Origin of the sequence: Demequina zhanjiangensis (genome assembly GCF_030418315.1) — a bacterium.
GTDB lineage: Bacteria > Actinomycetota > Actinomycetes > Actinomycetales > Demequinaceae > Demequina > Demequina zhanjiangensis.
Genome location: NZ_JAUHPV010000005.1, coordinates 132,539 through 157,658, shown reverse-complemented (window position 1 = coordinate 157,658; position 25,120 = coordinate 132,539). Strand labels below are relative to the sequence as shown.

The window sequence follows — 25,120 nt, the reverse complement described above, 5'->3', positions numbered from 1 at the left end:
ATCAGCGCGCCTCGGGGTGGCGACGGTACGTCACGCCCAGGTCGGCGAGCACCGGCCGCATGCCGTACCGGTCGAGCCCCAGCTCGCCCTTGAGGAACGATGCCCGGGTCGCCTCCTCCTTGGCGAGGCGCGCCCGGGACTTGGCAAGCGCGTCGTCCGCCTGCCCACGAGGCACGACGACGATCCCATCGTCGTCGCACACCAGGATGTCGCCCGCGTCGATGACCTGACCGTTGATCACCACGGGCACGTTGACGGCACCGGGCGTGTTCTTCACTGTGCCCAGGACGTTGATGTGGCGGGCCCACACCGGGAAGCCCATGTCGCGGAGCTCCTGTGTGTCCCGCACGCCGGCGTCGATGATCGCGCCGGCGACGCCGCGGTGCTGGAGCCCGGTCGCGAACAGCTCGCCGAACATGCCGTGCTGCGACGGCGAGCGGGTGACCACCACAAGGATGTCACCCGGTCCGCACTGCTCGATCGCGGCGTGGATCATCAGGTTGTCGCCGGGCCAGGACAGCACCGTCACGGCCGTGCCCACGATCCGTGCGCCTGTCTGGATGGGCCGCAGGTCCGAGCCGAGGTCGCCGGTGCGGCCCAGCGCCTCGCCCACGGTGGCCGCGCCGATCCCGGCGAACCCTTCGACGGTCTCCCGCGGGGGCTTGGGCGGGTCGGTCAGGATCACGGTCTCCACGTCAAGCCTCCTGGTCCTCGTCGGGACGGTGCCCGGCCTTGGCCTTCTGGATGAGCGAGTAGACGTGACCGCGGAGCTCTCCGAAGCGCGGGTCGGAGCGGGTGGTGAGCTGATCACGCTCGGCGGGCAGGTCCACGGAGACGTCCTCCATGAGGACGGTCGGTCGATTGGACAGCACGACGACGCGCTCGCCCAGGTAGACCGCCTCGTCGATGTCGTGCGTGACGAACAGCACGGTGACGCCCAGGTGCTTCCACAGCGAGCGGACCAGGTCCTCGAGCTCGGCGCGGGTCTGCGCGTCGACAGCCGCGAAGGGCTCGTCCATGAGCAGGACCGTCGGCTCATAGGCGACCGCACGCGCGATCGCTACGCGCTGCTGCATGCCTCCGGAGAGCTGCCACGGGTGCTGGTCTGCGGCCTCGGTCAGGCTCACCTCGGCGAGCGCCCGCTCGGCCTTCGCCTTGCGTTCGGCCTTGGGGACCCCCTTCTCCTTGAGCGGGAGCTCGACGTTCTGGCGGACGGTCATCCACGGGAACAGCGAGCGCCCGTACTCCTGGAAGACCACGGCCATGCCGTCCGGCGGCCCGGTCACCGGGGTGCCGTCGAGGACCACCTCGCCCGCCGTGAGGTCGAGCAGGCCCGCGATGGAGCGCAGCAGCGTGGTCTTGCCGGCTCCCGACGGGCCCACCACGCAGACGAGCTCGCCGCGGTTGATCCGGAAGTCGAGGTTGCGGATCGCCTCGACCTCGGGACGGCCTGGCGTGTCGTAGGTCTTCTGCACGTTGCGCAGATCGAGCGCGACGTCCGTGGCGGGCGCTTCGGGGGCCTTCGCACTGCGGCCTGAGAGCAGGGTGGTGAAGGTCATGGTCAGGCTCCTCGTTCGATCTGACGCTGCCCGACGTACCAGGCCAGCATGCGGTTCTCGACCAGCTTGAACAGCGTGGCGAGCAGGACTCCGATGAGACCGAGCACGATCACTCCGGTCCACATCTGAGGGATGGCGAAGCTCCTCTGGAACTGCACGATCGCGGCGCCGAGGCCGCGGTTGGCCCCGAACAGCTCCGAGATCACCATGAGGATCACGCCGATGGACAGGGACTGGCGGGCGCCGGTGAAGATGCGCGGGCTGGCGCCCGGCAGGATCACGAAGACCAGGCGCCGCCAAGGGCTGAGCCGGTAGCTCTTCGCGGTGTCGGTGAGGGTGGGCTCGAGCCCGCGGACCCCCTCGACCGTGTTGAGCAGGATCGGCCAGAGGCAGCCGAGCGCGATGGTGACGATCTTTCCGAGCCAGCCGGTGTAGCCGGCGAACAGCGCGATGATCGGCACCAGGACCGGCGGGGGCACTGCGCGGAAGAACTCGAGCACGGGCTCGGAGAGAGCGCGCAGCGACGGCGAGAGGCCGATCGCCGTGCCGAGCACGAGCCCGAGGACCACCGCGATCCCGAACCCGATGCCGAGCCGCGCGAGCGACGGGAGGATGTCACCGACGATGCGGTCCATCGTCCATGTGGTGGGGAACGCCTCGAGGATCGTGGACAGCGGCGGCCAGAAGGGGTTGGTCGAGCCCGCCGAGGCGAACCACCATCCGGTCAGAAGGATCACGGGGAGGCCGAGCGTGTAGCCCGCCGACTTGAGGTACCTGGTCATGACTGCTCGCTCCTCACGGACGGGTGCCACCACAGGGCCTTGCGCTCGAGGAGTCTCACGAGCAGGTTGACTGCCACGCCGATGAAGCCGATCACGATGACCAGCGCGTACGTCTCGGGCACCGCGCCCGAGCTCTGGGCGATGCCGAGCTCTCGTCCCAGGCCGTCCACGCCGATCACCAGCTCGGCGGTGATCTCGAGGATGAGCGCCACCGCCGCGCCGAGCCTGAAGGCGGTCATGATGTACGGCAGCGCCGTGGGGTACACGACAGAGCGCGCGATGCGGATGGGTCCGAAGCGGTAGGAGCGCGCGGTGTCGCGGGCCACCGGGTCCACGTCCGCCACGCCGTAGAGGACCTGGACAAGCACCTGCCAGAACGCCGCATAGACCACCAGCACGAACGCGGACTGCGGCTGGGTGCCGAAGATCAGGATGACCAGCGGGATGAGCGCCACCGAGGGGATCGGGCGCAGGAACTCGACGGTCGAGCTCGTGAACCTCCTGAGGAACGTGCTCGAGCCGATGATGTAGCCGACGACGACGCCGAGCGCCATCGCCGCGGCCAGGCCGACCGCCCAGCCTCGCACGGTAAGCCACAGCGCCTCCCAGAACCAGCCCTCGCCGAGCATCGCGAAGAGGGCCGCGTACATCTCGGTCACAGGTGGCAGGAAGTCGGGGTTGACGATGCCGGTGCGGGACAGGAGCTCCGCTCCGGCGAGGACGATGAGGACACCGAGGACCCCGAGCCAGAGGTCCCGGCTGCGGCGCGGGCTACTGGAACGCGTGGCGGTCCGCGGACGGGGACGGGGACGGGAGGACGGTGTCAGCGTGGCTGAGGTCGGGCTCACGGGGAGGCCTCCGATTCAACGGCGAACCGTGGTTGAGGGGTGGGGCGAAGCCGGTGCCGGGGCCGCGGCGCGGAATGCCGCGGCCCCGGTTCCGCTACTTCAGGTTGGACAGGTCCGGGATCTCGCTGAGCGTCCCGTCCGTCACTGCCAGCTCGGCCTGGAGGTCGACCGACGCGGCGTCGATCTCGCTCGGCCAGCCCGGCAGACGCACGGCGTTCGCCGTCTCCTCGTCCATCCGCGTGTAGGTCAGCACGATCGCGCGGACCTCGTCGGGGTTCGCGGTGGCGTACTCGAACGACTTGGCGAGCGCGGCCGAGAAGGCTGCGACCGCGTCGGGGTTCTCGGCCGCGAAGTCGGACGAGGTGAAGTACTCGGCGATCATGAACGTCGGGCTCATCGCGAGGAAGTTCGAGCCGATGCTCACGAGGTCCTGGTTCACCCCGGCCGTGCGGAAGGGTTCGACGACCTGGCCTGCGTCGATGTCTCCCGACACGATCGCGGGAACGATGTCAGGGAACGGCAGCTCGACGTACGTGATCGTGGACGGGTCGCCGCCGTCGTCGCGCACCATCTGGTTGATGGTCGCGGTGTTGACGTTGGCGAGCGCGTTGACGCCGACCTTCTTTCCCTCCAGATCCTTCGCGGTGGCGATGCCAGAGTCGGGCTGGGTGAGCACCGCCGCCATGTCCTCCTCGGTGCCGTTGGTCGACGCGCCGGGGCCGACGGCCTCGAGACCGACGCCGTTGGCGGTCCCGAGGATCAGGGAGGTGACGTTGCTGAATCCGAACTCGTAGTCGCCCTGGCTCACCGAGGGGATGATGAAGGCGCCTCCCTGTGCGAGCTCGAGGGTGAGGTTGAGGCCCTCCTCCTCGAAGAACCCCTGTTCGACGCCGAGGTACACCGGCGCCACATCGAGGATCGGGATGAGGCCGACCGTGACGTCGAGCGCCTCCATCATCTCGCCCGAGTCGGCGGGCGTGGTCTCAGGCTCTGCCGAGGTGGCGGCCGGTTCGGCGTCGGAGCTGCACGCTGCGAGCGTGAGGATGGCGGCCGCGCCGGTGATGCCGAGCAAAGCCTTCACGCGGGTGGACAGCGTTGGGGACTGAACTTCCATGGGCTCTCCTCCTAGAGATCCCACCCTCGTCGTTGAGGGTGTGGCAGTACCACCATAACGCGATTGTCGACAATCTTGTAGACGATTTTGATAACGAAGTCGCTACCTGCGACGACGGTCGTCTACACGGTCGCACGGAGCGCCTCGATCACCGACGAGATGTGGGAACGCATCGCGGCCTCCGCCGCGTCGCCATCGCGCGCGATGATCGCGTCGATGATCGCCTGGTGCTGGTGCACAGAGACGCTCGAGCGGCCTGGGACGCGCGACAGCGCGTACTGATGCCTGACCATCTGACCGTGCAGGCGGGCGATGATGTCGCTCGCCTTGTGGTGACCCGCGATCTCGCGGACAGTGCTGTGCAGGCGCGAGTTCAGCTCGCCGTACGCCCCCGTGTCGCCCGCGGCAACGGCGGCATGCATGCTGGCGCCGATCGCCTCGAGGTCCGCGGCCTCCGCGTCGGTCACCCGCTCGGCCGCCCGTCGAGCGATCAGACCTTCCACCACCTCGCGCACCTCAGAGATCTCGACCGCCTCGTCGATCCCGATGTCGCGGATTCGCGCCCCGACGTTGGGGATGCGCTCCACGAGCCCCTCCGCCTCGAGCGCCTGGAGGGCCGCGCGGATCGCGAATCGACTGGCGGAGTAGTCCTCACAGAGCTCGGCCTCGACCAGGCGCTGGCGCGGCGCGTACCGGCCGGCGAGGATCGCGGCCTTCAGGTCATCGAGCACTCGCGTGTCCGCAGCCATGACACCCCTCCTTTGGGTACGACAATATCGTCAACAATATAGGCGACATTATGCCCGTGCCTGGGAGACGTGCGTCTGAGTCGCGACACGTCCCCGCACGATCGCGACGACGCGACCCCTCACGCGACGCTATCGAACGTCTCGGCGTCCACCTCGGCGGATTGCGCCGCGTTGTACCGCTGTCCCGACACGGTCGCCGTGTCGATGAGCTCGCCCGCGCGTGCGAGCAGCGTGGGATCGACCGCGAGCTCCTCCGCGGAACGGTTCTCCCTCAGGTGCTCAAGGCTCGTGGTGCCTGGGATCGCAACGACGTGCTCACCGCGCGACAGCACCCACGCGAGCGCGAGCTGCGCCGGGGTGCACCCAGCCGATGCCGCAAGCGCGCGCCACCGCGGAAGCAGAGCGGCATTCGCCGGCCAGTGATCGGGCTGGAAGCGCGGCATGCCCCGACGGATGTCCTTCGGCGCGAGAGCCTCAGGATCCGCCACTCCCCCGGCGAGGAAGCCGCGCGCGACGGGCGAGAACGCGACCAGGGCGACGCCGGCCTCTCGCGTCGCGTCGAGCATCCCGAGCTCGGGATTGCGGCTCCACAGCGAGTACTCGTTCTGAACGGCCGCGATCGGCGCGACCGTGAGCGCCTCGCGCAGTCGCGCGACCGACACCTCAGACAGCCCGATCGCACCGATCTTGCCTGCGGCGACCGCCTCGGAGAGCGCGCCGACGCTCTCGGCGATCGGCACGGCCTTGTCCCAACGGTGCAGGTAGTAGAGGTCGATGCGCTCGATGCCGAGCCGCGCCAGCGACGCGTCGACCTGTGCCTTGAGGGTCGCAGGTCTGCCATCGATGGTCTTGACCCCGTCGACCAGCGCCATCCCGCCCTTGCTGGCGACCACCGCGTCGTCCCTGCGGCCCTTCAGTGCGCGCCCCACCAGCTCCTCGTTGCGTCCGCCGCCGTAGAGCGTCGCGGTGTCGAGCAACCGCACGCCCTCGTCGAGCGCGGCGCGCAGCATCCTGACACCTTCCTCCGGAGGCGGCGCGACGCCGTACGCATGGCTCAGCTCCATGCAGCCCAGACCTATGCGCGGAAGGCTCACCCGAGCTGCTCCTCCAGCGCGCCGAGCACGCGGTAGCAGTCGATCACCTGGCGCAGCGACGAGTTCGGCTCGCGGCCCTCGCGGATCGCGGCGATGAACTCGCGATCCTGCAGCTCGATGCCGTTCATGCTCACTGCAACGTCGGACACGTCGATCGGCTCCTCCCTGCCGTCCACCAGATCGTCGTAGCGGGCGATGTAGGTGCCCGTGTCGCCGATGTAGCGGAAGAACGTGCCGAAGGGGCCGTCGTTGTTGAACGAGAGCGACAGCGTGCAGATCGCGCCCGACTCGGCGCGCAGCTGGATCGACATGTCCATCGCGATGCCGAGGTCAGGATGGATCGGTCCTTGGATCGCGTTCGCCTGGACGATCGGCCCCGACTGGTAGGCGAACAGGTCCACGGTGTGCGCGGCGTGGTGCCAGAGCAGGTGATCGGTCCAGGAGCGCGGCTCACCCTTGGCGTTCGTGTTCGTGCGTCGGAAGAAGTACGTCTGCACGTCCATCTGCTGGATGCCGAACTCGCCTTCCGTGACCCGCTGGTGGATCCACTGGTGCGAGGGATTGAAACGGCGCGTATGGCCGACCATCGCGACACGGTCGGAGGCATTGGCGGCCTCGAGAGTCGCCTCAGCGTCGGACAGCGAGTCCGCGAGAGGGATCTCGACCTCCACGTGCTTGCCTGCCGCCAGCGCGGCCTGCGTCTGGCTCGCGTGCAGGCCCGTCGGGGTCGCGAGGATGACGGCATCCACGTCGTCACGCCTCAGCACCTCCTCGTAGCTGAGCACCACGTGAGGGACGCCGTACTTGTTGGCGACCGCCTGCGTCGGCTCGGCTCGTGTGCCGCTGACGACGGTGACCTCGGCGTCAGGGATGCTCGCCAAGCCGTCGAGATGCTTCATCCCGAAGGCGCCGGCGGCCCCGACGACCGCGATCCGCACTCTGTCACCCGTCATGCGTGCACCACCTCCGGAGCCTCGTCAGCCGCGGGCGCCGTCTGGCCGACCGGGTTGCTCAGCACCAGGTGGCCGACCGCCGTGTTGGAGGCCGGCACGTGATAGAAGCGGTGGTCGACGCTCGGAGCGTCCCCTTCGAACTGATCATCCATCGCGCCGCGGGCGATCAGCCAGTCGACGAGCTCGATGCCCTCGGATCCGGCCTCGTCCACGTACTCCATGTGCGGCCACTCGGTGAGGCCCAGCGGATCGGCGATGAGGTGGTCGAGGAACGCGTTGTCCCACTCCTCATTGATCAAGCCGGCGCGCGGGCCCTGGAGCTGGTGGCTCATGCCACCGGTGCCCCAGATCTGCACGTTGAGCTCCTCGCCGTCCCACTTGTCGAGCGCCCGACGGATCGCCTTGCCCAGCTCGTAGCACCGGCGGCCCGAGGGCACCGGGTACTGCACCACGTTGACCGGCAGCGGGATGATCTTGCACGGCCACTCCTCCACGTCGCCGAACACGAGCGACAGCGGCACGGTGAGGCCGTGGTCCACGACCATCTCGTTGACGAGCGTGAGGTCGAAGTCGTCCTGGATCACCGACTGGGCGATGTGCGCCGCGAGCTCCGGGTGACCGTAGACGTCCGGCACGGGGCGGGGGCCGTACCCCTCGTCCGCGACCGGGTAGTGCGCGCCCGTGCCCAGCACGAAGGTGGGGATGATGCTCGAGTCGAAGGCGGTGGCGTGGTCGTTGTACACAAGGATGATCACATCGGGCGTGTTCTCCTTCGCCCACTTCCGGGTCCACTCGTAGCCGGCGAACATCTTCTTCCAGTACGGCTCCTCGGTCTTGCCCATGTCCATCGCGGCGCCGATGGCCGGCACGTGGGACGTGAACAGCGCCGAGGTGTACTTCGCGGGGGGATCCTCCCGCATCGTGGTCGCTTTCTCGTTCGAGGGCGGCTCCCAGCCGTCCAGGTCCTTGAGGCGCACCCCCTCGGGCCGGCGTCCGCCGCCGACCATCATGTCGCGGTAAGCGGCCTCGCTCATGCCCGTCATGGAGCCCGCCATCTGCTGGAAGCTCATGCCGTGCGTGGCGCCGATCTTGGACAGGAAGTAGATGTTGCCGCCCTCCGCCATCATCGCGTTCAGGTCGAGGTCGAGCACCGCCTGCCGCTGCGCTGGACTGAGCGGCCACTCATCGAGGTAGGCCTCGCGGTTCGCCAGGTAGCGCTCGCGGTTCTCCGGCTTCATGAGCGACATCGAGAACTGGTTGAGCTGATAGCCCTTCCGGGCCTGCTCGGCATCGAAGATGATCGTGCCAGGGATGTTCTTGTAGGGCTTGTCGAGAGCCATGTCATGCTCCTTCCGGCCAATACAGGCGTTGGGGATTGTCGACGAGCAGCTTGCGCTGCAGTTCCGGCGTCGTGGCGATCTGGGGGATGTAGTCGACCAGGAGCCCGTCGTCGGGCATGTGGTCCTTGAGGTTCGGGTGGGGCCAGTCGGTGCCCCACAGCACGCGGTCGGGGAACTGCTCGACCACGCGTCGGGCGAACGGCACCACGTCGGTGTAGGCGTGCTGCTCGCCGTCGAGAGCGCGCGGACCGGTGACGCTGAGCCGCTCGGGGCACGACACCTTGGTCCACACGTTCGGGTTCTCGCGCATGAAGCGCAGGAAGAGGTCGAACTCGGGACCGTCTGGATCCTTCGTGACGTCGGGCCGTCCCATGTGATCGACGACCACATCGGTGGGGATGGCCGAGAAGAAGTCGTACAGGTCCGGCAGGTCCTCTGCCTCGAAGTAGATGACCACGTGCCAGCCGAGCGGCGTGATCCGCTCGACGATCTCCTCGAGCGAGTCGGTCGGCACGCGGTCGACGAGACGCTTGACGAAGTTGAAGCGCACACCGCGCACTCCCGCGGCGTCGAGCTCGGCGAGCTGCGCATCGGTCACGTCACGGCGCACCGTCGCGACGCCGCGGGCACGACCCTCGCTGCGGTTCAGCGCATCGACCAGCGCACGGTTGTCGGCCCCGTGGCACGTCGCCTGAACGATGACGTTGCGTGCGAAGCCGAGGTGGTCGCGCAGCGCGAACAGTTGTGCAGCGCTTGCGTCGCACGGCGTGTACTTGCGCTCGGGAGCGAAAGGGAACTGGCCGCCCGGGCCGAAGACGTGGCAGTGCGCGTCGACCGCGCCGGCGGGCAGCTGGAAGGTGGGCGTCGTGGGCCCGTCGTACCAGTCGAGCCAGCCGGGCGTCTTCTCAAAGTCGCCGGTCGTCTCGCCGTGGCGCGCCGGGGCGTAGGCATCAGGGCCGGGGATGTCCTGGATCACGAGCAACGTCCTTGTCACTAGCTTTCTCAGTCTTGACTCTAGGCTCGCCGGCAACTGTGGTCCAATAGATTCTGCAGGGACGCCGCATAGAGAGGTTCGATAGATGTCGATAGCTGACCTCAACCAGCTCCGCACCTTCGTCGTGCTCTACGAGACGCGGAGCCTCACCGGCGCCGCAGACCGGCTCCACGTCACGCAGCCGACGGTCAGCTACACGCTCGCGCGCCTGCGCAAGCGCTTCGGCGACGACCTGTTCCGCCGCGACGGCCACGTCATGGTCCCCACGCCGCGGGCGAACCAGCTGTTCGGCCCGCTTCACGAGGCGATCGCCCAGATCGACGCCACGGTGACCGACAGCGCCGACTTCGACCCGAGCGACTTCGACGGAGAGCTGGTGCTGGGGCTCACGTCCATCGGCGAGCAGACCTTCCTTCCGCCGATCATGGCAGCGCTCACCCGAGCGAAGGCGCGCCCACGCCTGGTCGCCACACGTCTTGACGCCGACGTCGCCGAGGAGGAGATCGTCAGGGGTTCGATCGACGTCGCGCTCACCGTGTCCGTCATGGATACCGCGCGACTGTGGCGCACTCCGGTGCGCGGGGTCGAGTACGTCGCGCTGACCTCCCGCCACCATCCCGTGCCGGTCACCGGCCCGGGCATGTTCGAGGGCCGACGCTTCATCCGCGTCTCCGCGAGAGGCGGCCACACCTTCCCGCAACAGGCCCTCGTGGAGCACGGCCTCCTCCCCCAGGTCGCGCTCACGGTGGAGGAGCACTCGACCGTCCCGGCGGTGCTCGTCGCCACCGATCTGGTCGCGCTCCTGCCCCGCCACGTGGCAGACGTGTTCTGCGGCTGGTTCCCCGATCTCGAGACGGCGGACCTGCCGTGGCCGGGCATCAGCTCACCGGTGGCGCTCTACACGCGCCGCGAGATGAACCTTTCGCCTGCGGGGCGATGGTTCCGACGCCTCGTCCTCCACGCGGTGAGCAGCGGCGAGTTCACCGACGACGCTCAGCGCTGAGGGCGGTTCCAGCTCGCGCGCGCCGGGAACATCGGGGAGCGCACCGGAATGGTCCATGACGAGTGGGGGTGGATCCTGAGCAGCTGCTGCTCCCACCACGCGCGCGCCTCGTCGGACAGGTGCGGCATGACGGCGTCCTTGTCGGCATCGTCCTCGGGACGCGGACTGAAGCACTTCCAGAGGAGCTGCACCTCCGGCGCGCCTGTCGGCACCCCATCAATGTCCAGCACCACCCGATCCCACGGCAGCTGGAGCCGGGCGTCGCGACGATACATCCACGCGCGCGCGGCCCCGTCCTCGACGTTCACGCGCAGCACCCAGACGTCGGCCGGATCGTCCCTGATGAGGACCGGCTGAAGGTCGGCGTCCTCATCGGCGTCCGCGATCGGGATCATCCCTTCGCCCTCCGTACCGTCGGAGACCCATGCGGAGTACCGCGGGGGCAACACCGCGAGGAGCGGGCGAAGATCCTGCGGGATCGTGCTGACGTCGACGTTCTCGCGCCCCCGGATCTGGCGGCCAAGCCAGCGGTCGAGCGCGGCGCCGCCCGAGAGCCACCAGCGTGCCTCGCTGGGGCCGAGGAGCGCCGCGATCTCCTCCGCGGTGAGGGGCGCCCACGGCGTCGTGGGTGACGGCGTCGTCGTCGACATGGCACGAGGCTACTCCCACGACGCGCGGTCGGCCGGGGAGGTGCGGTCGAGCACACACGGTGACGACGCGCACCCGCGGGCCCTCCTCACGCGCGCCCCACGGCCACCGTGCTCTAGAGGGGCCAACCCGTGTAGGCCTCGGCGAGATAGGCGGAACCGGCCTGCGATTCGACCACGGAGCGCAACTCCCCTAGCTGACGCCGTCGATCGAAGTCGGACGCGTCGGGCGCCGTGTGAAGCATGCTCGTCATCCACCACGAGAAGTGCTGGGCCTTCCAGATACGTGCGGACGCGCGCTCGTCGAAGCTCTCAAGGAGAGACGCGTCGCCGCCTACGAGCAGAGCCTCCAGGGCCTCGGCGAGCAGCACGACGTCGGCGACCGCGAGGTTCATGCCCTTGGCTCCGGTGGGCGGCACGGTGTGCGCGGCGTCGCCGACGATCGCCATCCGCCCCCGCGTGAGCGCGCGCGCCACGAAGCTGCGGAACCGCAGGACGTCGCGCTGGAAGATCGCACCCTCATGGAGCGTCGCGCCCGGGACGCGGCGCTGGAGCGTGTCCCAGATCTGCGCGTCCGACGGCGCCTGCGCGTCTGCGTCCGGCTCGCACTGGAAGTACATCCGTTGCACCTCGGGCGTGCGCTGGCTGATGAGCGCGAAACCGTCGGGCGAGTTCGAGTAGATGAGCTCGTCCGCGCTCGGCGGCGCCTCGCACAGGATGCCGAACCAGGCGAAGGGATACTCGCGGAAGTAGCCTCCGTGACTGCCGCACACGGCCTGCCGCACGACGCTCCGTGAGCCATCGGCGCCCACCACGAAGTCCGCGCGCACCACGAGCTCCCCGCCTTCCGCGGTGGTCGCGAGGACCGCAGGCGAGACCGACTCCGCGTCCACGGCCTCGTGCGCGGTGACGCCGAAGCGGATGTCCTGCCCGTCGGCGAGCCGTGCTGCGATGAGGTCCTTGAGCGCCTCGTGCTGGGGGTAGAGCCACACACCCCGCCCCACGAGCCCGGCGAAGTCGATCCGATGACCCGTTCCGTCGAAGCGCAGCTCGATGCCGTCGTGCCGGCTGCCGACGGTGCGAGCACGGGAGCCTGACACCTCGTCGAGCAGTTCGACAGTGCCCTGCTCGAGGATCCCGGCGCGGATGGTGCTCTCGATCTCCTCGCGGCTGCGGGAGTCGAGGATGATCGAGTCGAGCCCTGCTCTCGCGAGCAGGTGGGACAGCAACAAACCTGCGGGACCGGCGCCGACGATCGCGACGCGGGTGCGGACTGCGTCCATGGCATCTCCTTTGATGTCGATGCGGCCATCTTGACGGCTACGCCCCTTGCCGTGGGATCGATTCCCGTTCAACGGGCATCTTGTCTGCGTCGAAGGTCGCCCGTGTCAGCGTCGGTGCCCCATCGCCTCCTGGATCGCGCGCGCCGCGCGATGAAGCTCTGCCAAGGCGAACGCCGTCGGCGCATCCCGCGGCAGCACGACCGAGAGCGCAGCGACCGTGCGGCCCGCCTCGTCGCGCACCGGCACTGCGAGACCCGTCGAATCCTCGTCCAGGAAGCCGGGTGTGACTGCGTGGCCCGCCTTGCGCACCCCGTCGAGCATGCGTCGGAGCACCGCGGGGTCGGTCGGAGTGCTCCGCGTGAACGCGCGCAGGCGCCCCGCGAGCACCCGCTCCTGCAGCGGGCGATCGCCGAACGCGAGCAGCACCAGCCCCGAGGACGAGGCGTGCAGCGGGAGCCGACCCGCGACACGGGTGATGTTCGCACCGGCGTCCGGGTGGCTCAGCCGCTCCAGGAAGAGGGGCTCGTCCTGGTCCAGGATCGCAAGCTGCGTGTGCTCACGGACGCGCGCCTGGACCTGCTCCATGAACGGCAGCGCGGCCTGCCTCAACAGGAGCGCATGCGATGACCGCGTGGCGAGCTCCCACAGCCGCATGCCGATCCGCACGCGTCGGTCCTCGTCCTGCTCAAGAAGCCCGGCCTCCACCAGCTCGCTCACGATGCGATGCGCTGTCGACGACGGCAGCCCCGCGGCGCGGCCGATCTCGGCGGCGGTGAGCGTGGTGCGCGTGGGCGTGAAGGCCTCCAGCACGCGCACGAGTCGCGCCGTCATCGACTCGCCGGAGGTCGAGTTCGCCACGCGCTCAGCATGGCACGCCTCGGCCATCCGATCCCGTTGAACGGGACGGCGTACTCGTTGAGCGTGATGTGGTGACACCCGTGACCGTGTCTGTGGCGGAACCCTTGGCCTCGTCACGCCGTCGCGCGTGTCACCTCAGATCGGAGTAGGCGATGCGCCGGAGGAAGGCACGAAGAGCGTCGGCCTCGTGGGTCGAGAACGACGCAAGGATCTCCCGTTGAGCGCCGTCGACCGCTGCGCGCGCACGGGCGAACAGCTCCGCGCCCGCCGGCGTCGCCGTGATCGTGCGCGCGCGACGGTCGGCAGGATCCGGGCGCCGCTCCACGTAGCCGCCCGCCTCAAGAGCGTCGACCAGCGCAACGATCTGGCTCGGATCCAGACGAAGCCTCTCGGCCAGCTCCCGCTGCGACGGACCGACCTCGACAGCAAGCGCGAGCACCGAGTACGAGCGCACCTTGAGCCCCATGCTCGACAGTGCGCGATTGCCCGCGGCCGCCGTCAGCGCGCTCGCGCGGGCGAGCAGGAAGCTCGCGTCGGCGTCCAGCGTCGGCGACACGTCCATCGGTGCGTTGTCGGTGCCCATGAGGTCATCCTGTCACGAGTGGTGAGAATCTCAATCATTGACTTTCTCAACGACTAGTGCTGTGCTGAGTCGTGAACAAAGGAGTTCAGTGATGTCCCCACAGCATGCCCCGCTCGCCGGTCGCGCCGCGATCGTCACCGGCTCGGGCCGCGGCCTCGGCCTGGCCTACGCCCTCGAGCTCGCCCGGCAGGGCGCCTCGGTCGTGGTCAATGATGTCGACGAGACCGCGGCGCAGGACGCAGTCGCCGAGATCGAGAGCGCGGGCGGCGCGGCGGTCGCCGTAGTCGCGCCCGTCGGCCCCACCTCCACCGCCGATGCTCTGGTCACGGCCGCGCTCGAGACCTTCGGTCGACTCGACATCCTGGTCACCAACGCGGGGGTCCTGCGCGACACCGTGCTGTGGAAGATGAGCGACGATGACTTCGACACCGTCATCGACGTGCACCTGCGCGGAACGTTCACCTGTGTGCGCGCAGCCGCCACGCACTTCCGCAACAACGGCGTGGCCGGGCGCATCGTCTGCATCGGCTCCCCCACCGGCCAGCGCGGCAACTTCGGTCAGACCAACTACTCGGCGGCGAAGGCCGGCATCGTCGGGATGGTGCGCACCTGGGCGATGGAGCTCAAGAAGGCAGGCGTCTCTGTCAATGCGGTGATCCCCGTGGCCGCGACAGCCATGACGGCGACCGTCCCCTACTTCGCCGCCGCGATCGAGGCCGACGCCGCAGGCGAGCCCATGCCGGACTTCTTCCGTCATGACCTGGGCTTCGGCACGTCGGACGACGTCGCAGGCTTGGTCGCCTATCTGGCTTCGGACGCCGCTGCAGGCGTCACAGGGCAGGCGCTCGGGATCGGCGGCGACCGCCTCCAGGTGTGGTCGCATCCGGAACCCGTCGCGACGGCATACCACGAGGGCGGCTGGAACCTTGAGGCGCTCACCGCCGACCTGCCGGGGATTCTTGAGGGGAACCTGCAGTCAGTGGGCGAGCGCTTCCCCGCGCTTCCTGAGTCGCTGGTGCGGCCCGCGCCCACCGCCTGAACGGGCCCGCCATGACTCGCTACGAGCCCGCGATCGACCTTCAGGCGATCGACGCGATCGATGTCCATGTGCACATCGAGGTCGACGACCACGGGCACACCTCCCTGCCGCCCGACCTGGTCGAGGCCGCGTCCCGCTACTTCCGCACCGACGGCCCGCGGCCGGAGCTCGAGGCGATCGCCGGCTACTACCGCGAGCGTCGCATGGCTGCCGTGGTCTTCACGGTCGACGCCGAGACGCAGCTGGGACACCCCACGCTCGACAGTGCGGAGATCGCCTCGCAGGCGGCGGACCACGCGGACGTCCTCATCCCCTTCGGCTCGGTCGACCCGCACCGTCCTGATGCCGTCGACCGCGTGCACCGCCTGGCACAGGACCACGGCGTGCGCGGCTTCAAGCTGCATCCCACGGTCCAGGGTTTCGACCCCTCGGACGAGCGTTGGTACCCGCTCTACGGCGCCATCCAGGACGCGGGTGTGCCCGCGCTGTTCCATACGGGGCAGACCGGCATCGGCGCGGGACTGCCGGGAGGCCGAGGTCTGCGCCTCGCATGGTCCAACCCGATGCTGCTCGACGGTGTCGCCGCCGACTTCCCCGACCTCGACATCGTGATGGCGCACCCGAGCGTGCCGTGGCAGGACGAGGCCCTCGCAGTCGCGACCCACAAGCACCGCACGTGGATCGATCTGTCGGGATGGGGGCCCAAGTACTTCCCCGAGCAGCTGGTGCGCGCAGCCAACTCCTACCTCAAGGACCGCATCCTGTTCGGTACCGACTACCCGCTCCTCACTCCCGACCGCTGGCTCGACGACATCACGCAGACAGCGCTCAAGCCCGAACGCCTGCCCGCGATCCTCAAGGGCAACGCGGCCCGCCTGCTCCGGCTTGACTCGTGATGCAGGCGCCACGCCGCATCGTCCCCCTCCACCCCCACTCCGAAAGGCACCGCTCATGACCGCCACCGTCCCCTACGCCGAGGTCCCGTCTCTCGAGGGCCGCGATCTTGGATGGTCCGACTGGCTCGAGGTCACCCAGGACCGGGTGAACCAGTTCGCCGATGCCGTGGACGACCACCAGTGGATCCACGTCGAGCCGGAGCGCGCGCGTGCGGAGAGCCCCTTCGGTGGCCCCATCGCGCATGGCTTCCTGTCGCTGTCGCTGACCACCAAGTTCTGGACAGAGCTGCTTGAGGTCGACGGCGTCACCACCAAGGTCAACTATGGACTCGACAAGGTGCGCTTCATCTCGCCGGTGCAGGTGGGCGCCCGGGTCCGCATGAACGCGGTGATCGCCGAGGTGGCGGAGATCCGCGGTGGCTTCCAGCTCACGGTCGACCAGACCATCGAGATCGAGGGCGGCACCAAGCCCGCAGTCGCGGCGCGAGGCCTCTACCGCTTCTACGCCTGACCCACGGCAGCACCCCACCCCCACTGCATCAACGAGGATGACATGAAGAACCAGGGGCTCGGCGACTGGATCGCCCGGCGACGCATCAAGTCCGAAGGCGAGACTGCGATCATCTGGTCGGGCGGCACCTACACGTTCGACCAGTACGCCGACCGCGTCGCAAGGCTCGCCCAGGTCCTCGCCGACCGAGGCCTGGCGAAGCGCGACCGCCTCGTCTATCTCGGCAACAACCACCCGGACTTCCTCACAACATTCTTCGCGTGCGGCCTGCTGGGCGCGATCTTCGTTCCCCTCAACACGCGCCTGGCGCCGCGGGAGCTCGAGTACATGATCGAGGATTCGGGCGCGGTGTTCCTCGTCACCCACGAGTCGGTGCGCGACCTCGCGCGCGCCGCCGCGTGGTCGACAGGCATCCGCAAGCGCCTCGTGGTCGACGGAGAGGCGGACCTGCCCGCGGTCGAGAGCGTCGACGAGGCGATGAGCACCACACCGCCGTTCGAGCTCGACGTCGAGGTGTCGCTCGACGATCCGGCGATGATCCTCTACACGTCGGGCACGACGGGCCGGCCCAAGGGAGCCGTCCTCACCCACGGCAACCTCACCTGGAACGTGCTCAACGCGATCGTGGACTACGACGTCACGCGCGAGGAGGTCGCGATGATGATGTCACCGATGTTCCACGTCGCCGCGCTCAGCATGGGCGCCCTGCCCACGCTGCTCAAGGGCGGCGCGGTGGTGCTGCACGAACGCTTCGATGCGGGCGATGTGCTGCACGCGATCGAGGAGCACGGGATCACCAGCCTCTCGGGCGTGCCGACCACCTTCCAGTTCCTCGCCGAGGACCCCGCTTGGAACACTACCGACCTGTCCAGCATCCGCAAGCTCACGTGCGGCGGCTCGGCGATGCCGCTACGCGTCATCGAGGCCTACGAAGCGCGAGGGCTCGCGTTCTCGAGCGGCTACGGCATGACGGAAGCGTCCCCCGGCGCCACCTCGCTGCCCGTATCGAAGGCCCGGGACCACGCGGGGACCTCCGGTCTGGCGCACTTCTTCACGGACGTGCGGGTGGTGGGCGAGGACGGTACCGAGATGCCGGTCGGCGAGCCCGGCGAGATTCAGATCAGCGGCCCCAACGTCATCCGCGAGTACTGGCGCCGCCCGGAGGCCACGGCGGAGGCCCGCGACGGCGAGTGGTTCCGGACTGGTGACATCGGCAGGCTAGACGAGGACGGCTACCTCACGGTCACCGACCGCCTCAAGGACATGATCATCTCCGGTGGAGAGAACGTGTACCCCGCGGAGATCGAGCAGCTCGTGATGGAGATGCCCGAGGTGCGCTCGGTCGCCGTCATCGGGGTGCCCGACGATCGCTGGGGCGAGGTGCCCCTGGCCATCGTCGCGATCCACGAGGGCACTCAGGTCACGCCCGAGGACGTCCTCGGCCATGTGCGCGGGCGAGTCGCGAAGTACAAGCTCCCGCGCGCGGCCGTCCTCGTGGACGACCTCCCCCGCACCGCCAGCGGCAAGGTGCGCAAGGTCGAATTGCGCGAGCGATTCCGTTCGCTGCCGGACCGCGCGCCAGAGTCGTAGGTCGCTCCTGGGACCGCCGTGCCTCAGGCGGGATCGGCTCTGACCGGGGCCGCCTGTCACATGCTCGCGACGGCGCGGGAAAAGCAGAAACGGCCCCGGCGTGAGCCGAGACCGTTCCATTTTGTCGGGCTGACAGGATTTGAACCTGCGACCCCTTGACCCCCAGTCAAGTGCGCTACCAAACTGCGCCACAGCCCGTGACAGCCTGATAATCGTACCGGATGTTGAGCGGTCGTCGTGACCACTTCAGCCGCGAGTCCTCGCCCAGTTCAGGCGTCGACCACGATCCTGTCTCGCCCGAGCTCCTTGGCGCGGTAGAGCGCGGCGTCGGCGCGGGCGACGAGCGCTCCCCAGGGCTTGCTCGGGTCTGCGATCGTCACGCCGTAGCTCACGGTGGGAGCGTTCTCAGGCGCGTCGGAGTAGGCGCTCACGTACGCGGCATTGAGGCGCTGACAGACGGACTCGGCATCCTCGATCGCAGTGCCGACGAGCAGGAGGTCGAACTCCTCGCCGCCCATGCGGCAGGCCAGGTCGTCCTCGCGGAGCACTCCCCTGCAGGCCTCGCCGAAGGCATGCAGCGCCCGGTCTCCTTCCGCGTGGCCGTACATGTCGTTGAGCTGCTTGAAGTGGTCGAAGTCGGCAGCGACGAGCACGAGCGGTCGCGCACTGGTCGCGGCCTCGGAAAGCGCCGCCTCGGCAAGCTCGGTGAACGCCTTCCTCGTCAGAAGCCCGGTGAGGTCGTCGTGGTTGGCGCGCTCGCGCCACTGGCGCGAGAGCTCGAAGTGGCTCAGCTCGGTCACGGAGTAGGTGACCACCACGAGCAGAAGCAGGACGACCAGCGTCGTCATCTTCGGGCCCGTCCACGCGAGGTAGAAGTCGGATTGCGGACCGGCGAGCGCATAGCTCACGATGCGCAGCCCGTAGAACGACGCCGCGGCGGTGGATGCGACGGCCATCGACAGCACGGCGGCGCGTGCCGAGTGGAACGCGTCAGCACCCTTGCGCAGGTGGCGCGTCTGGAGAATCTGCCACAGCTCCCGCGCGCTGAGCGCGATGAAGGCGCACATTCCCAGCAGCAGCGCGAACGTACCCGGCAGCGTCTCGTCCTGGCGGCTCTCCGCCATGGAGTAGGCGAAGATCACGAGGGGCACAGGGAACAGGTGCCAGAGGGTGGTGGCGCGGTTGCGAAGCGCCCTGGCCGCGCCCCAGACGAGGCCCGCACCGAAGACGCTCACGGCGTTCCCTATTGCGGCGGCAGCCACGCCCCAGGTGTCCAGCGGCAGGTAGAGCAACGATCCGACGCCAGAGGCGAGCACGGCACCGCTCCACCAGGCTGCGTACGGCGCTCGAGTGGTGCGATACGTGCCGAGATACACGAGCACGAAGACGCACGCGCCCACCGACACCTGCGCGATGCGGAGCGTGTCGATGTCGAGCATGCTCCAAGACTATGCGGCGCGGGTCTCCGCGACCTCGAAGCGGTCCCGCCCGGCGCGCTTGGCCCGGTACAGCGCCTCGTCCGCGCGCGCCAGGGCCTGCTCCATGGACTCACCGCGCTGAACCTCGGAGACTCCATAGCTGACGGTAGGAGTGCCGAGCCTGATGGGGGCGGCGTCGGCGTAGGTGCGCGAGATCTCCGAGGCGATGCCGCGCACGTCCTCCAGGTCGCGCGCCTCCACGAGGAGTGCGAACTCCTCGCCTCCCACACGTCCCGCGATCCCGTGGCCTTCGACCGCCTTGCGACAGGCCGCGCCGAACGCCCTCAAGGCGCGGTCACCGGCGGCGTGGCCGAGCGCGTCGTTCAGGTCCTTGAAGTAGTCCAGGTCCGCCATGACTGCATACCGCGGCGTCGCTCCGCCTTGCGAATGCTTCTGCGCCGTCGCGAGGAACTCGCCACGAGTGAGCAGACCCGTCAGGTCGTCGTACGCGGCACGGATGCGCAGGTCGCGGTTGAGCTCCAGGTGGCTCACCTCGCTCATGGAGAAGGTGGCGACCACCAGCACGACGGTGAGGGCGATCGTGGTGATGCTTGTTCCCATCCACGCCTCGAAACGCGGATCGTCGGGACCGATGGTGAGGTAGCCCACGACACGTGCCACGTAGAAGAGCGCGAGCCCTGTGCTCGCGACCTCCATCGCGAGCAGCGACACCTTGGCTCCGTCCTCGTGGCCGCGCGGACCGAGCGTCTTGCGCTCTCTGAGGACCAGGCTGATCTCCCATGCGGCGAGGCCGAGGCTGAGACTCATCCCGCCCAGCACGACCGGACCGCCGGCCCACACATCCTCCGAGGGACTGTCGAGGGCGGAGGCAAGCGCCGTGACGCCCACGACGACGCCCCAAAGCCACCACACGGGCTTCTCGCCCCGCACCGCTCGCGCCGCGAACCAGACGAACCCGACCCCTGCCACCGAGAGGAGGTTGCCGATCGGGTTCATGAGTCCCTGCAGGGACGTGCCGTTGAAGAGGTAGGCCGCGGTGCCGACGCCGGCACTGAGGAGCGCAAGACACCACCAGGCGGCATATCGCGACCCGCCGCGTCGGTAGGTGCCGACGTAGAAGAGCACCAGGACGGCCAGCGTCACCGAGGCGAGGACCATCCGGGTGGTGAGGGCATCGAGCACTCCCCGAGAGTACCGACAGGGGCTGATCCGCGGATAGCCCTGCAACACTGCGGCAACAAGGTGGGTGCACAATCGGCACAGTCCCGTCCCGTCACGCCTCGGAGCCTTCCATGACCGCCACACCGGCCTCGTCTTTCACCATGTCCCTCCCTGACTGGCTCACGGCGGAGCTCCCGACGCTGCCCCAGTCCATCGAGGGCGCAGAGGCGCAGATGGCGCTGGTGAACCGCCTCGCGGACCGCAACTGGCGGGAGGGCAACGGCGGCCCGTTCGCCGCGATCGTGGTCGACGCGTCGACGGGCGAGCTCGTGTCCGTCGGCGTGAACGTGGTGCTCGCGACGGGCATCTCGAGCGGGCACGCCGAGGTGATGGCGCTCGGTCTCGCTCAGACTCGCGTGGGTACGTGGGACCTGGGCGCCGAGCGCGACCTCGCGCTCGTGGTCAACTGGCGTCCTTGCGTGCAATGCTACGGCGCGACGATGTGGTCGGGCATCCGGCACCTGATCGTGGCGGGCGACGGACCGGAGCTCGAACGGCTCACGGGCTTCGACGAGGGACCGATGGTGCCCGACTGGGCCGCCCAGTTCGAGGCTCGCGGCATCTCCGTGACGCAGGACGTGGGCCGTGCCGACGCGCTCGCGGTGTACGAGGCCTACGGCGCCTCGTCGTCGACCGTGTACAACGCGCGCGGAGCGGGCAGGATCGAGAAGGACTGAGGCCGCGCCGGACCTCCCGAGATCAACGCGCCTCGATCTTCACGAACAGGAGCGCGACGAAGCCCACCACGACCACGGAGACTAGGCCGACGACTCCCCAGATGGTCGCGCCGGTGACGGCGATCGCGACGGTCCACATCAACGGGGCCATCCATGAGGCCGCGCGCCCAGTCGTCGCGTAGAGGCCGAAGAGCTCGCCCTCCTTGTCGGCCGGCGCCACCCGCGCCAGGAGCGACCTGGACGCAGACTGCACGGGCCCCACGAACAGGCACAGGATCAGACCCGCGATCCAGAAGACGATCGATCCCATCCCATGGAGCGCGACGACCACGGTGCCCGCGACGATCATGCCGCCGAGCGCCCAAAGGATCAGCGTCCGTGGCCCCACCTTGTCGTCGATGGTTCCAGCGATGATCGTCGCGATGCCGGCCACCAGGTTGGCGGCGACGCCGAAGAACAGCACCTCGGAATCGCTGAAGTTGAAGGAGACGGCGGCGATCACGGCACCATAGGCGAAGATGCCCGCGAGCCCGTCTCGGTAGATCGCGCTCGCGATGAGGAACCACACCGTGGAACGGCTCGTGCGCCACAGCTCGGCGACGTCTCGCCCCAACCTGGCGTAGCCCGCGAGGAACCCGACCTTCTCACGCCCCGTCGCTGCAGGCTCCGGGACGAAGGCGAACACGGGCCACGCGAACAGCACGGTCCACAGCGCGCACCCGAGCGCGATCGTCCGGTACGCCATGCCGTTCTCCGTCGACATGCCCCACCAGTCCGCGCCGTCGGCCACGACCACGAGCACCAGGGCGACGATGCCGCCGATGTAGCCCAGCCCCCACCCGAGGCCCGACACACGGCCCACGTTCTTCGACGTGGTCACCTGCGTGATGAGCGAGTTGTACTGCGCCCCGCCGAGCTCGTTCGCCACGAGGCCCACCGCGATCAGGCCCACCCCGATCACGAAGTACGACGGCGCCGCCTGCACGAAGTACAGTGCCGCGGTCACGACGGTGAGAATCCCGGTGGAGACAGCGAGCCAGCGCTTGCGTCGGCCCGCGGTGTCCGCCTGCTGGCCCAGCACCGGCGCGAGCAACGCGACGAACACTCCCGCGAGCGTGCCGGCGAGTCCGAGGCCGCTCGTCAGGCTCGCGATCGCGAGATCGTACGACGGATGATCCGCACCGAGCGCCGCGATCTCGGGATCGATGAAGGCGTCCGAGGTGAGGTAGAGCGCCGTGAAGACGAAGGTCACGATCACCGAGTTGAACGGCTGCGTCGCCCAGTCCCACAGGGCCCACGCGACGACCCGGCCCTTGCCCTTCGGGGTGTCGGAGACGGCGAGAGAGGGCGCCGCCCCCGCTGTCGACGGTCCTGCCGGCTCGGGGCGCGCATCCTCAGTCATGAGGACAGACTGCCGCAACCTGGTGAACAGCGGGTGACGACGCGGCGTCCCTTGCATGACCCGACGTACGATGCACAGGTGACCACCAGTGCGCCCTCGACCTCTCTTCAGTGGCGCGAGGACGTCCTGCCCGGGTTCCAGCAGGCCGCACTCGGTGAGGCGACGCTCGTCAGATCCACGAGCCGTCCTCCCGCTCCGCGCGGCGTCGTGCTGCACGTGCACGGCTACAACGACTACTTCTTCCACTCGCACGTGGCGAACCGGCTCCTGGACGACGGCTTCGTGTCCTACGCGGTGGACCTTCGCCGCGCTGGACGCTCCCTCCGCGAGGGCGACATCCCGCATTTCATGACCGACGTGGCCGAGCCCGGCGAGGACGTCGCGGCCGCGGCCGCCATGGTCGCGGACCTGGAGCCCGGCCTTCCGATCGCCGTGCACGCGCATTCCACGGGTGCCCTGACCACGCTCGTGCGACTCCACACGCATGGTCCTGGGCCCGTCGCCGCGCTCGCCCTCAACTCCCCCTACCTCGGCTCGGTTCCCTCGTGGCGGCTCCGGCTCGGCAATCGAGCGCTGCCCGGCATCGCGCGCAGGAGGCCGCTGTCGATCGTGTCGTCCGGACCGTCCTGGTACGCGACCCACCTCCTCGCCTCCGAGGGCGGACGCTGGGAGTACGACACTCGTTGGAAGCGCCCCGACGGACTGCCGGTCCGCGCCGCCTGGCTCGCAGCGGTCGTGCGCGCCCAGAGGCAGGTCGCGCGCGGGCTGCACCTCGAGATCCCGGTGCTCGCGGCCCGTGCAGGCGCAGGCGGACCCGATTCGCCCGACAATCCGCTGCTGGACGCGCAGGACACGATCGTGGACGTCGAGGCGATCTCGCGGCTCGCGCCACGGCTCGGGCGCGACACAGAGCTGCTCGTCGTCCCCGACGCCGTGCACGACCTCGCGCTGTCCGACACCACGCCGCGCGAGAGATACCTGTCCGAGCTCAGCGCGTGGCTCGACCGCGCGCTCCCGCCTGCGGAGCGACCAGGTGCCTGACCGCCATCCGTACCTGGGAGAGCCAGGCTCGATCGTCGCGCTCGCGCACCGCGGCTTCTCCCGTGAGGGCCTCGAGAACTCGATGAAGGCCTTCCAGGCGGCGGTCGACCTCGGCTTCCGCTATGTGGAGACCGATGCGCACGGCACGAGCGACGGGATCGCGATCGCGCTTCACGACTCGTCGCTCGACAGGACCACCGACCGATCCGGCGAGGTGTCTGCGCTGCCCGCACGGGAGGTGCGTGGCGCGCGGATCGGCGGCGTCGAGGCGGTCCCGCTCCTCGAGGACGTTCTCGGAACGTGGCCCGAGCTTCACGTGAACATCGACGTCAAGGCCGTCTCCGGGATCAGGCCGGTGGCGGAGGCGATCGAGCGCACCGCGTCTCACGACCGGGTGTGCGTGGCCTCCTTCTCTGCACGCCGCCGACGCGACACGGTGCGGCTTCTGAGCCGACCGGTCGCCATGTCCGCAGGCACGACCGAGGCAGCGGGGTTCTTCGCGGTGGGCGGTCTCGGACGCGGCGTCGGCCCCGCCCTGAGGCACGTCGACCTGCTCCAGATCCCCACGAGCATGCGGCGCGTGCCGCTCCTGGGCGCACGCCACGTCTCCGCCGCCCACCGCGTCGGCCGCGGGGTCCACGTGTGGACCATCAACGACGAGGCGAGCATGCACCGCCTCCTCGACATCGGCGTCGACGGCATCGTCACCGACCGCGCCGACCTCCTGCGAGAGGTGCTCGTCGCGCGCGGCACGTGGCGCTGAGCATGGGCGTGGCGTCGGCACGACGCCGCGCACTGAGGGCACATCGCTGGGAGACTGGCGATATGGGAGACGGGCGCGCAGCCAACAAGACGCAACCGACGGACCAGCCCGTCGAGGACTTCGTGGCGGGTGTCGAGCCCCCACGACGCCAGGACGAGGCGCGTCGGGTGGTCGCGCTGCTCACTGAAGCCACCGGCACCGCACCGGTCATGTGGGGAACCTCCATCATCGGGTGGGGCACCTACACCTATCGGTATGCGTCCGGCCGTGAAGGCGAGTGGATGAAGGTCGGCTTCTCCCCACGCAAGGCGCAGCTCAGCTTCTACGGGCTGCAGGACACGGACAGCCAGCGTCAGGTGCTCGACGGGCTCGGCCCGCATACGACCGGCGTCGGATGCGTCTACGTGAAGCGCCTCGAGCAGGTCGACGAAGCGGTGCTGTCCGAGCTCGCACGCCTGGGCATCGCGCGGGGCGACTACGACGCTGCCGAGAGCTAGCGGGCACGCATCGCATCGGGCGAACGCACGCGAGGAGGGACGAGCCCATGGGCAACGGAGACCAGCAGCAGCCGATCAGACCCCTGCCCTTCGCAGCGGGGATGCTGCTGGCAGCCGTCACCGGCTTCCTGATCTGGATCGCGACCGACACGTTCGCCCTGTTCCCGGCGTTCGTCGGGATCGGCGTCGTGCTCGGGCTGGTCTTCTCCCGTGCGAGCGACCGTAGAGGCCGCTGAG

The 25,120-nt window shown here is 69.2% G+C and carries 27 protein-coding genes and 1 tRNA gene; 10 read left to right on the top strand and 18 right to left on the bottom strand.

Annotated features, from left to right (window positions below):
* Position 1: 1 nt before the first annotated feature.
* The 10 genes from QQX04_RS09465 to QQX04_RS09420 all read right to left on the bottom strand — a co-directional run bounded on the left by QQX04_RS09465 (position 2) and on the right by QQX04_RS09420 (position 9,415).
* A complete protein-coding gene (locus tag QQX04_RS09465; RefSeq protein ID WP_301128518.1) occupies positions 2–694 on the bottom strand; it encodes a 4-carboxy-4-hydroxy-2-oxoadipate aldolase/oxaloacetate decarboxylase in 693 nt (230 codons plus the stop codon).
* A 1-nt stretch (position 695) separates the two neighbouring features.
* A complete protein-coding gene (locus QQX04_RS09460; RefSeq protein WP_301128516.1) occupies positions 696–1,559 on the bottom strand; it encodes an ABC transporter ATP-binding protein in 864 nt (287 codons plus the stop codon).
* A gap of 2 nt (positions 1,560–1,561) precedes the next feature.
* Positions 1,562–2,341, bottom strand: a complete 780-nt coding sequence (locus QQX04_RS09455) for an ABC transporter permease (protein ID WP_301128514.1) — start codon at positions 2,339–2,341, stop codon at positions 1,562–1,564.
* Positions 2,338–3,189, bottom strand: coding sequence for an ABC transporter permease (locus tag QQX04_RS09450; protein WP_301128512.1), 852 nt, complete (start codon positions 3,187–3,189; stop codon positions 2,338–2,340). The genes QQX04_RS09455 and QQX04_RS09450 overlap by 4 nt, the downstream gene beginning before the upstream one ends.
* 94 nt (positions 3,190–3,283) lie before the next feature.
* Entirely contained in the window at positions 3,284–4,303 is a 1,020-nt protein-coding gene (locus QQX04_RS09445; protein ID WP_301128510.1) for an ABC transporter substrate-binding protein, read from the bottom strand.
* A 122-nt stretch (positions 4,304–4,425) separates the two neighbouring features.
* On the bottom strand, positions 4,426–5,052 hold the full coding sequence (locus tag QQX04_RS09440) for a GntR family transcriptional regulator (protein ID WP_301128508.1): 627 nt from the start codon (positions 5,050–5,052) through the stop codon (positions 4,426–4,428).
* Between the two features lie 119 nt (positions 5,053–5,171).
* Positions 5,172–6,146 carry an aldo/keto reductase gene (locus QQX04_RS09435; RefSeq protein WP_301128506.1) on the bottom strand — a complete coding sequence of 325 codons (975 nt, stop codon included), beginning with the start codon at positions 6,144–6,146 and terminating at the stop codon, positions 5,172–5,174.
* Positions 6,143–7,099 (bottom strand): Gfo/Idh/MocA family oxidoreductase, encoded by a 957-nt coding sequence (locus QQX04_RS09430; protein WP_301128504.1) that lies wholly within the window; start codon positions 7,097–7,099, stop codon positions 6,143–6,145. The genes QQX04_RS09435 and QQX04_RS09430 overlap by 4 nt, the downstream gene beginning before the upstream one ends.
* The gene (locus QQX04_RS09425) at positions 7,096–8,439 is read right to left on the bottom strand and encodes a protocatechuate 4,5-dioxygenase subunit alpha/beta (RefSeq protein WP_301128503.1); all 1,344 of its coding nucleotides are present in this window, start codon (positions 8,437–8,439) and stop codon (positions 7,096–7,098) included. Before QQX04_RS09425 ends, QQX04_RS09430 begins: the two co-directional genes overlap by 4 nt.
* Before the next feature lies 1 nt (position 8,440).
* Entirely contained in the window at positions 8,441–9,415 is a 975-nt protein-coding gene (locus QQX04_RS09420) for an amidohydrolase family protein (RefSeq protein WP_301128501.1), read from the bottom strand.
* A gap of 103 nt (positions 9,416–9,518) precedes the next feature.
* On the opposite strand from QQX04_RS09420, the gene QQX04_RS09415 reads away from it, so the two are divergent.
* The gene (locus QQX04_RS09415; RefSeq protein WP_301128499.1) at positions 9,519–10,436 is read left to right on the top strand and encodes a LysR family transcriptional regulator; all 918 of its coding nucleotides are present in this window, start codon (positions 9,519–9,521) and stop codon (positions 10,434–10,436) included.
* Here QQX04_RS09415 and QQX04_RS09410 read toward each other — a convergent pair.
* The 4 genes from QQX04_RS09410 to QQX04_RS09395 form a co-directional block, all read right to left on the bottom strand.
* Positions 10,427–11,086, bottom strand: coding sequence for a hypothetical protein (locus tag QQX04_RS09410; RefSeq protein WP_301128497.1), 660 nt, complete (start codon positions 11,084–11,086; stop codon positions 10,427–10,429). The two genes, QQX04_RS09415 and QQX04_RS09410, sit on opposite strands and share 10 nt — an antisense overlap.
* Before the next feature lie 113 nt (positions 11,087–11,199).
* Positions 11,200–12,366: a 4-hydroxybenzoate 3-monooxygenase gene (locus QQX04_RS09405; protein ID WP_301128495.1), complete on the bottom strand. Its 1,167-nt coding sequence runs from the start codon at positions 12,364–12,366 to the stop codon at positions 11,200–11,202.
* A 105-nt stretch (positions 12,367–12,471) separates the two neighbouring features.
* Positions 12,472–13,224 (bottom strand): IclR family transcriptional regulator, encoded by a 753-nt coding sequence (locus tag QQX04_RS09400; RefSeq protein WP_301128494.1) that lies wholly within the window; start codon positions 13,222–13,224, stop codon positions 12,472–12,474.
* A gap of 130 nt (positions 13,225–13,354) precedes the next feature.
* On the bottom strand, positions 13,355–13,807 hold the full coding sequence (locus QQX04_RS09395; RefSeq protein WP_301128492.1) for a MarR family winged helix-turn-helix transcriptional regulator: 453 nt from the start codon (positions 13,805–13,807) through the stop codon (positions 13,355–13,357).
* A 91-nt stretch (positions 13,808–13,898) separates the two neighbouring features.
* Between QQX04_RS09395 and QQX04_RS09390 the strand changes: the two genes are divergently transcribed.
* From QQX04_RS09390 to QQX04_RS09375, 4 genes are read left to right on the top strand one after another with little or no spacing between them, the layout of a single operon-like run.
* Entirely contained in the window at positions 13,899–14,846 is a 948-nt protein-coding gene (locus tag QQX04_RS09390; RefSeq protein WP_301128490.1) for an SDR family oxidoreductase, read from the top strand.
* An 11-nt stretch (positions 14,847–14,857) separates the two neighbouring features.
* The gene (locus QQX04_RS09385) at positions 14,858–15,742 is read left to right on the top strand and encodes an amidohydrolase family protein (protein ID WP_301128488.1); all 885 of its coding nucleotides are present in this window, start codon (positions 14,858–14,860) and stop codon (positions 15,740–15,742) included.
* A 55-nt stretch (positions 15,743–15,797) separates the two neighbouring features.
* The gene (locus QQX04_RS09380; protein ID WP_301128486.1) at positions 15,798–16,253 is read left to right on the top strand and encodes a MaoC family dehydratase; all 456 of its coding nucleotides are present in this window, start codon (positions 15,798–15,800) and stop codon (positions 16,251–16,253) included.
* A gap of 42 nt (positions 16,254–16,295) precedes the next feature.
* A complete protein-coding gene (locus tag QQX04_RS09375) occupies positions 16,296–17,843 on the top strand; it encodes an acyl-CoA synthetase (RefSeq protein ID WP_301128484.1) in 1,548 nt (515 codons plus the stop codon).
* Between the two features lie 124 nt (positions 17,844–17,967).
* Here the strand turns inward: QQX04_RS09375 and QQX04_RS09370 are convergent.
* The 3 genes from QQX04_RS09370 to QQX04_RS09360 form a co-directional block, all read right to left on the bottom strand.
* Positions 17,968–18,041, bottom strand: a tRNA-Pro gene (locus tag QQX04_RS09370).
* A 71-nt stretch (positions 18,042–18,112) separates the two neighbouring features.
* Positions 18,113–19,282 (bottom strand): GGDEF domain-containing protein, encoded by a 1,170-nt coding sequence (locus tag QQX04_RS09365; RefSeq protein ID WP_301128482.1) that lies wholly within the window; start codon positions 19,280–19,282, stop codon positions 18,113–18,115.
* Between the two features lie 9 nt (positions 19,283–19,291).
* Positions 19,292–20,464 carry a GGDEF domain-containing protein gene (locus tag QQX04_RS09360; RefSeq protein ID WP_301128480.1) on the bottom strand — a complete coding sequence of 391 codons (1,173 nt, stop codon included), beginning with the start codon at positions 20,462–20,464 and terminating at the stop codon, positions 19,292–19,294.
* A 110-nt stretch (positions 20,465–20,574) separates the two neighbouring features.
* On the opposite strand from QQX04_RS09360, the gene QQX04_RS09355 reads away from it, so the two are divergent.
* Complete coding sequence (locus tag QQX04_RS09355; protein WP_301128478.1) at positions 20,575–21,180, top strand: nucleoside deaminase; 606 nt, start codon at positions 20,575–20,577, stop codon at positions 21,178–21,180.
* 22 nt (positions 21,181–21,202) lie between these two features.
* On the opposite strand, the gene QQX04_RS09350 is transcribed toward QQX04_RS09355, so the two are convergent.
* Positions 21,203–22,582: an MFS transporter gene (locus QQX04_RS09350; RefSeq protein ID WP_301128476.1), complete on the bottom strand. Its 1,380-nt coding sequence runs from the start codon at positions 22,580–22,582 to the stop codon at positions 21,203–21,205.
* A 78-nt stretch (positions 22,583–22,660) separates the two neighbouring features.
* Here QQX04_RS09350 and QQX04_RS09345 point away from each other — a divergent pair, with 78 nt between their 5' ends.
* The 4 genes from QQX04_RS09345 (at position 22,661) to QQX04_RS09330 (ending at position 25,119) form a co-directional block, all read left to right on the top strand.
* The gene (locus QQX04_RS09345) at positions 22,661–23,623 is read left to right on the top strand and encodes an alpha/beta hydrolase (RefSeq protein ID WP_301128474.1); all 963 of its coding nucleotides are present in this window, start codon (positions 22,661–22,663) and stop codon (positions 23,621–23,623) included.
* Positions 23,616–24,386: a glycerophosphodiester phosphodiesterase family protein gene (locus tag QQX04_RS09340; RefSeq protein ID WP_301128472.1), complete on the top strand. Its 771-nt coding sequence runs from the start codon at positions 23,616–23,618 to the stop codon at positions 24,384–24,386. Before QQX04_RS09345 ends, QQX04_RS09340 begins: the two co-directional genes overlap by 8 nt.
* A 62-nt stretch (positions 24,387–24,448) precedes the next feature.
* Entirely contained in the window at positions 24,449–24,883 is a 435-nt protein-coding gene (locus QQX04_RS09335) for a DUF1801 domain-containing protein (protein WP_301128470.1), read from the top strand.
* A gap of 47 nt (positions 24,884–24,930) precedes the next feature.
* The gene (locus tag QQX04_RS09330; protein WP_301128469.1) at positions 24,931–25,119 is read left to right on the top strand and encodes a hypothetical protein; all 189 of its coding nucleotides are present in this window, start codon (positions 24,931–24,933) and stop codon (positions 25,117–25,119) included.
* Position 25,120 lies beyond the last annotated feature (1 nt).

Excerpts from the sequence above, each read along its gene's own strand:
- QQX04_RS09410 (WP_301128497.1), bottom strand. The coding sequence starts at position 11,086 with ATGTCGACGACGACGCCGTCACCCACGACGCCGTGGGCGCCCCTCACC.
- QQX04_RS09440 (WP_301128508.1), bottom strand. The coding sequence starts at position 5,052 with ATGGCTGCGGACACGCGAGTGCTCGATGACCTGAAGGCCGCGATCCTC.
- QQX04_RS09430 (WP_301128504.1), bottom strand. The coding sequence starts at position 7,099 with ATGACGGGTGACAGAGTGCGGATCGCGGTCGTCGGGGCCGCCGGCGCC.
- QQX04_RS09350 (WP_301128476.1), bottom strand. The coding sequence starts at position 22,582 with ATGACTGAGGATGCGCGCCCCGAGCCGGCAGGACCGTCGACAGCGGGG.
- QQX04_RS09330 (WP_301128469.1), top strand. The coding sequence starts at position 24,931 with ATGGGCAACGGAGACCAGCAGCAGCCGATCAGACCCCTGCCCTTCGCA.
- QQX04_RS09405 (WP_301128495.1), bottom strand. The coding sequence starts at position 12,366 with ATGGACGCAGTCCGCACCCGCGTCGCGATCGTCGGCGCCGGTCCCGCA.
- QQX04_RS09385 (WP_301128488.1), top strand. The coding sequence starts at position 14,858 with ATGACTCGCTACGAGCCCGCGATCGACCTTCAGGCGATCGACGCGATC.
- QQX04_RS09355 (WP_301128478.1), top strand. The coding sequence starts at position 20,575 with ATGACCGCCACACCGGCCTCGTCTTTCACCATGTCCCTCCCTGACTGG.
- QQX04_RS09460 (WP_301128516.1), bottom strand. The coding sequence starts at position 1,559 with ATGACCTTCACCACCCTGCTCTCAGGCCGCAGTGCGAAGGCCCCCGAA.
- QQX04_RS09375 (WP_301128484.1), top strand. The coding sequence starts at position 16,296 with ATGAAGAACCAGGGGCTCGGCGACTGGATCGCCCGGCGACGCATCAAG.
- QQX04_RS09395 (WP_301128492.1), bottom strand. The coding sequence starts at position 13,807 with ATGGGCACCGACAACGCACCGATGGACGTGTCGCCGACGCTGGACGCC.
- QQX04_RS09365 (WP_301128482.1), bottom strand. The coding sequence starts at position 19,282 with ATGCTCGACATCGACACGCTCCGCATCGCGCAGGTGTCGGTGGGCGCG.
- QQX04_RS09380 (WP_301128486.1), top strand. The coding sequence starts at position 15,798 with ATGACCGCCACCGTCCCCTACGCCGAGGTCCCGTCTCTCGAGGGCCGC.
- QQX04_RS09415 (WP_301128499.1), top strand. The coding sequence starts at position 9,519 with ATGTCGATAGCTGACCTCAACCAGCTCCGCACCTTCGTCGTGCTCTAC.
- QQX04_RS09455 (WP_301128514.1), bottom strand. The coding sequence starts at position 2,341 with ATGACCAGGTACCTCAAGTCGGCGGGCTACACGCTCGGCCTCCCCGTG.
- QQX04_RS09390 (WP_301128490.1), top strand. The coding sequence starts at position 13,899 with ATGTCCCCACAGCATGCCCCGCTCGCCGGTCGCGCCGCGATCGTCACC.
- QQX04_RS09335 (WP_301128470.1), top strand. The coding sequence starts at position 24,449 with ATGGGAGACGGGCGCGCAGCCAACAAGACGCAACCGACGGACCAGCCC.
- QQX04_RS09425 (WP_301128503.1), bottom strand. The coding sequence starts at position 8,439 with ATGGCTCTCGACAAGCCCTACAAGAACATCCCTGGCACGATCATCTTC.
- QQX04_RS09445 (WP_301128510.1), bottom strand. The coding sequence starts at position 4,303 with ATGGAAGTTCAGTCCCCAACGCTGTCCACCCGCGTGAAGGCTTTGCTC.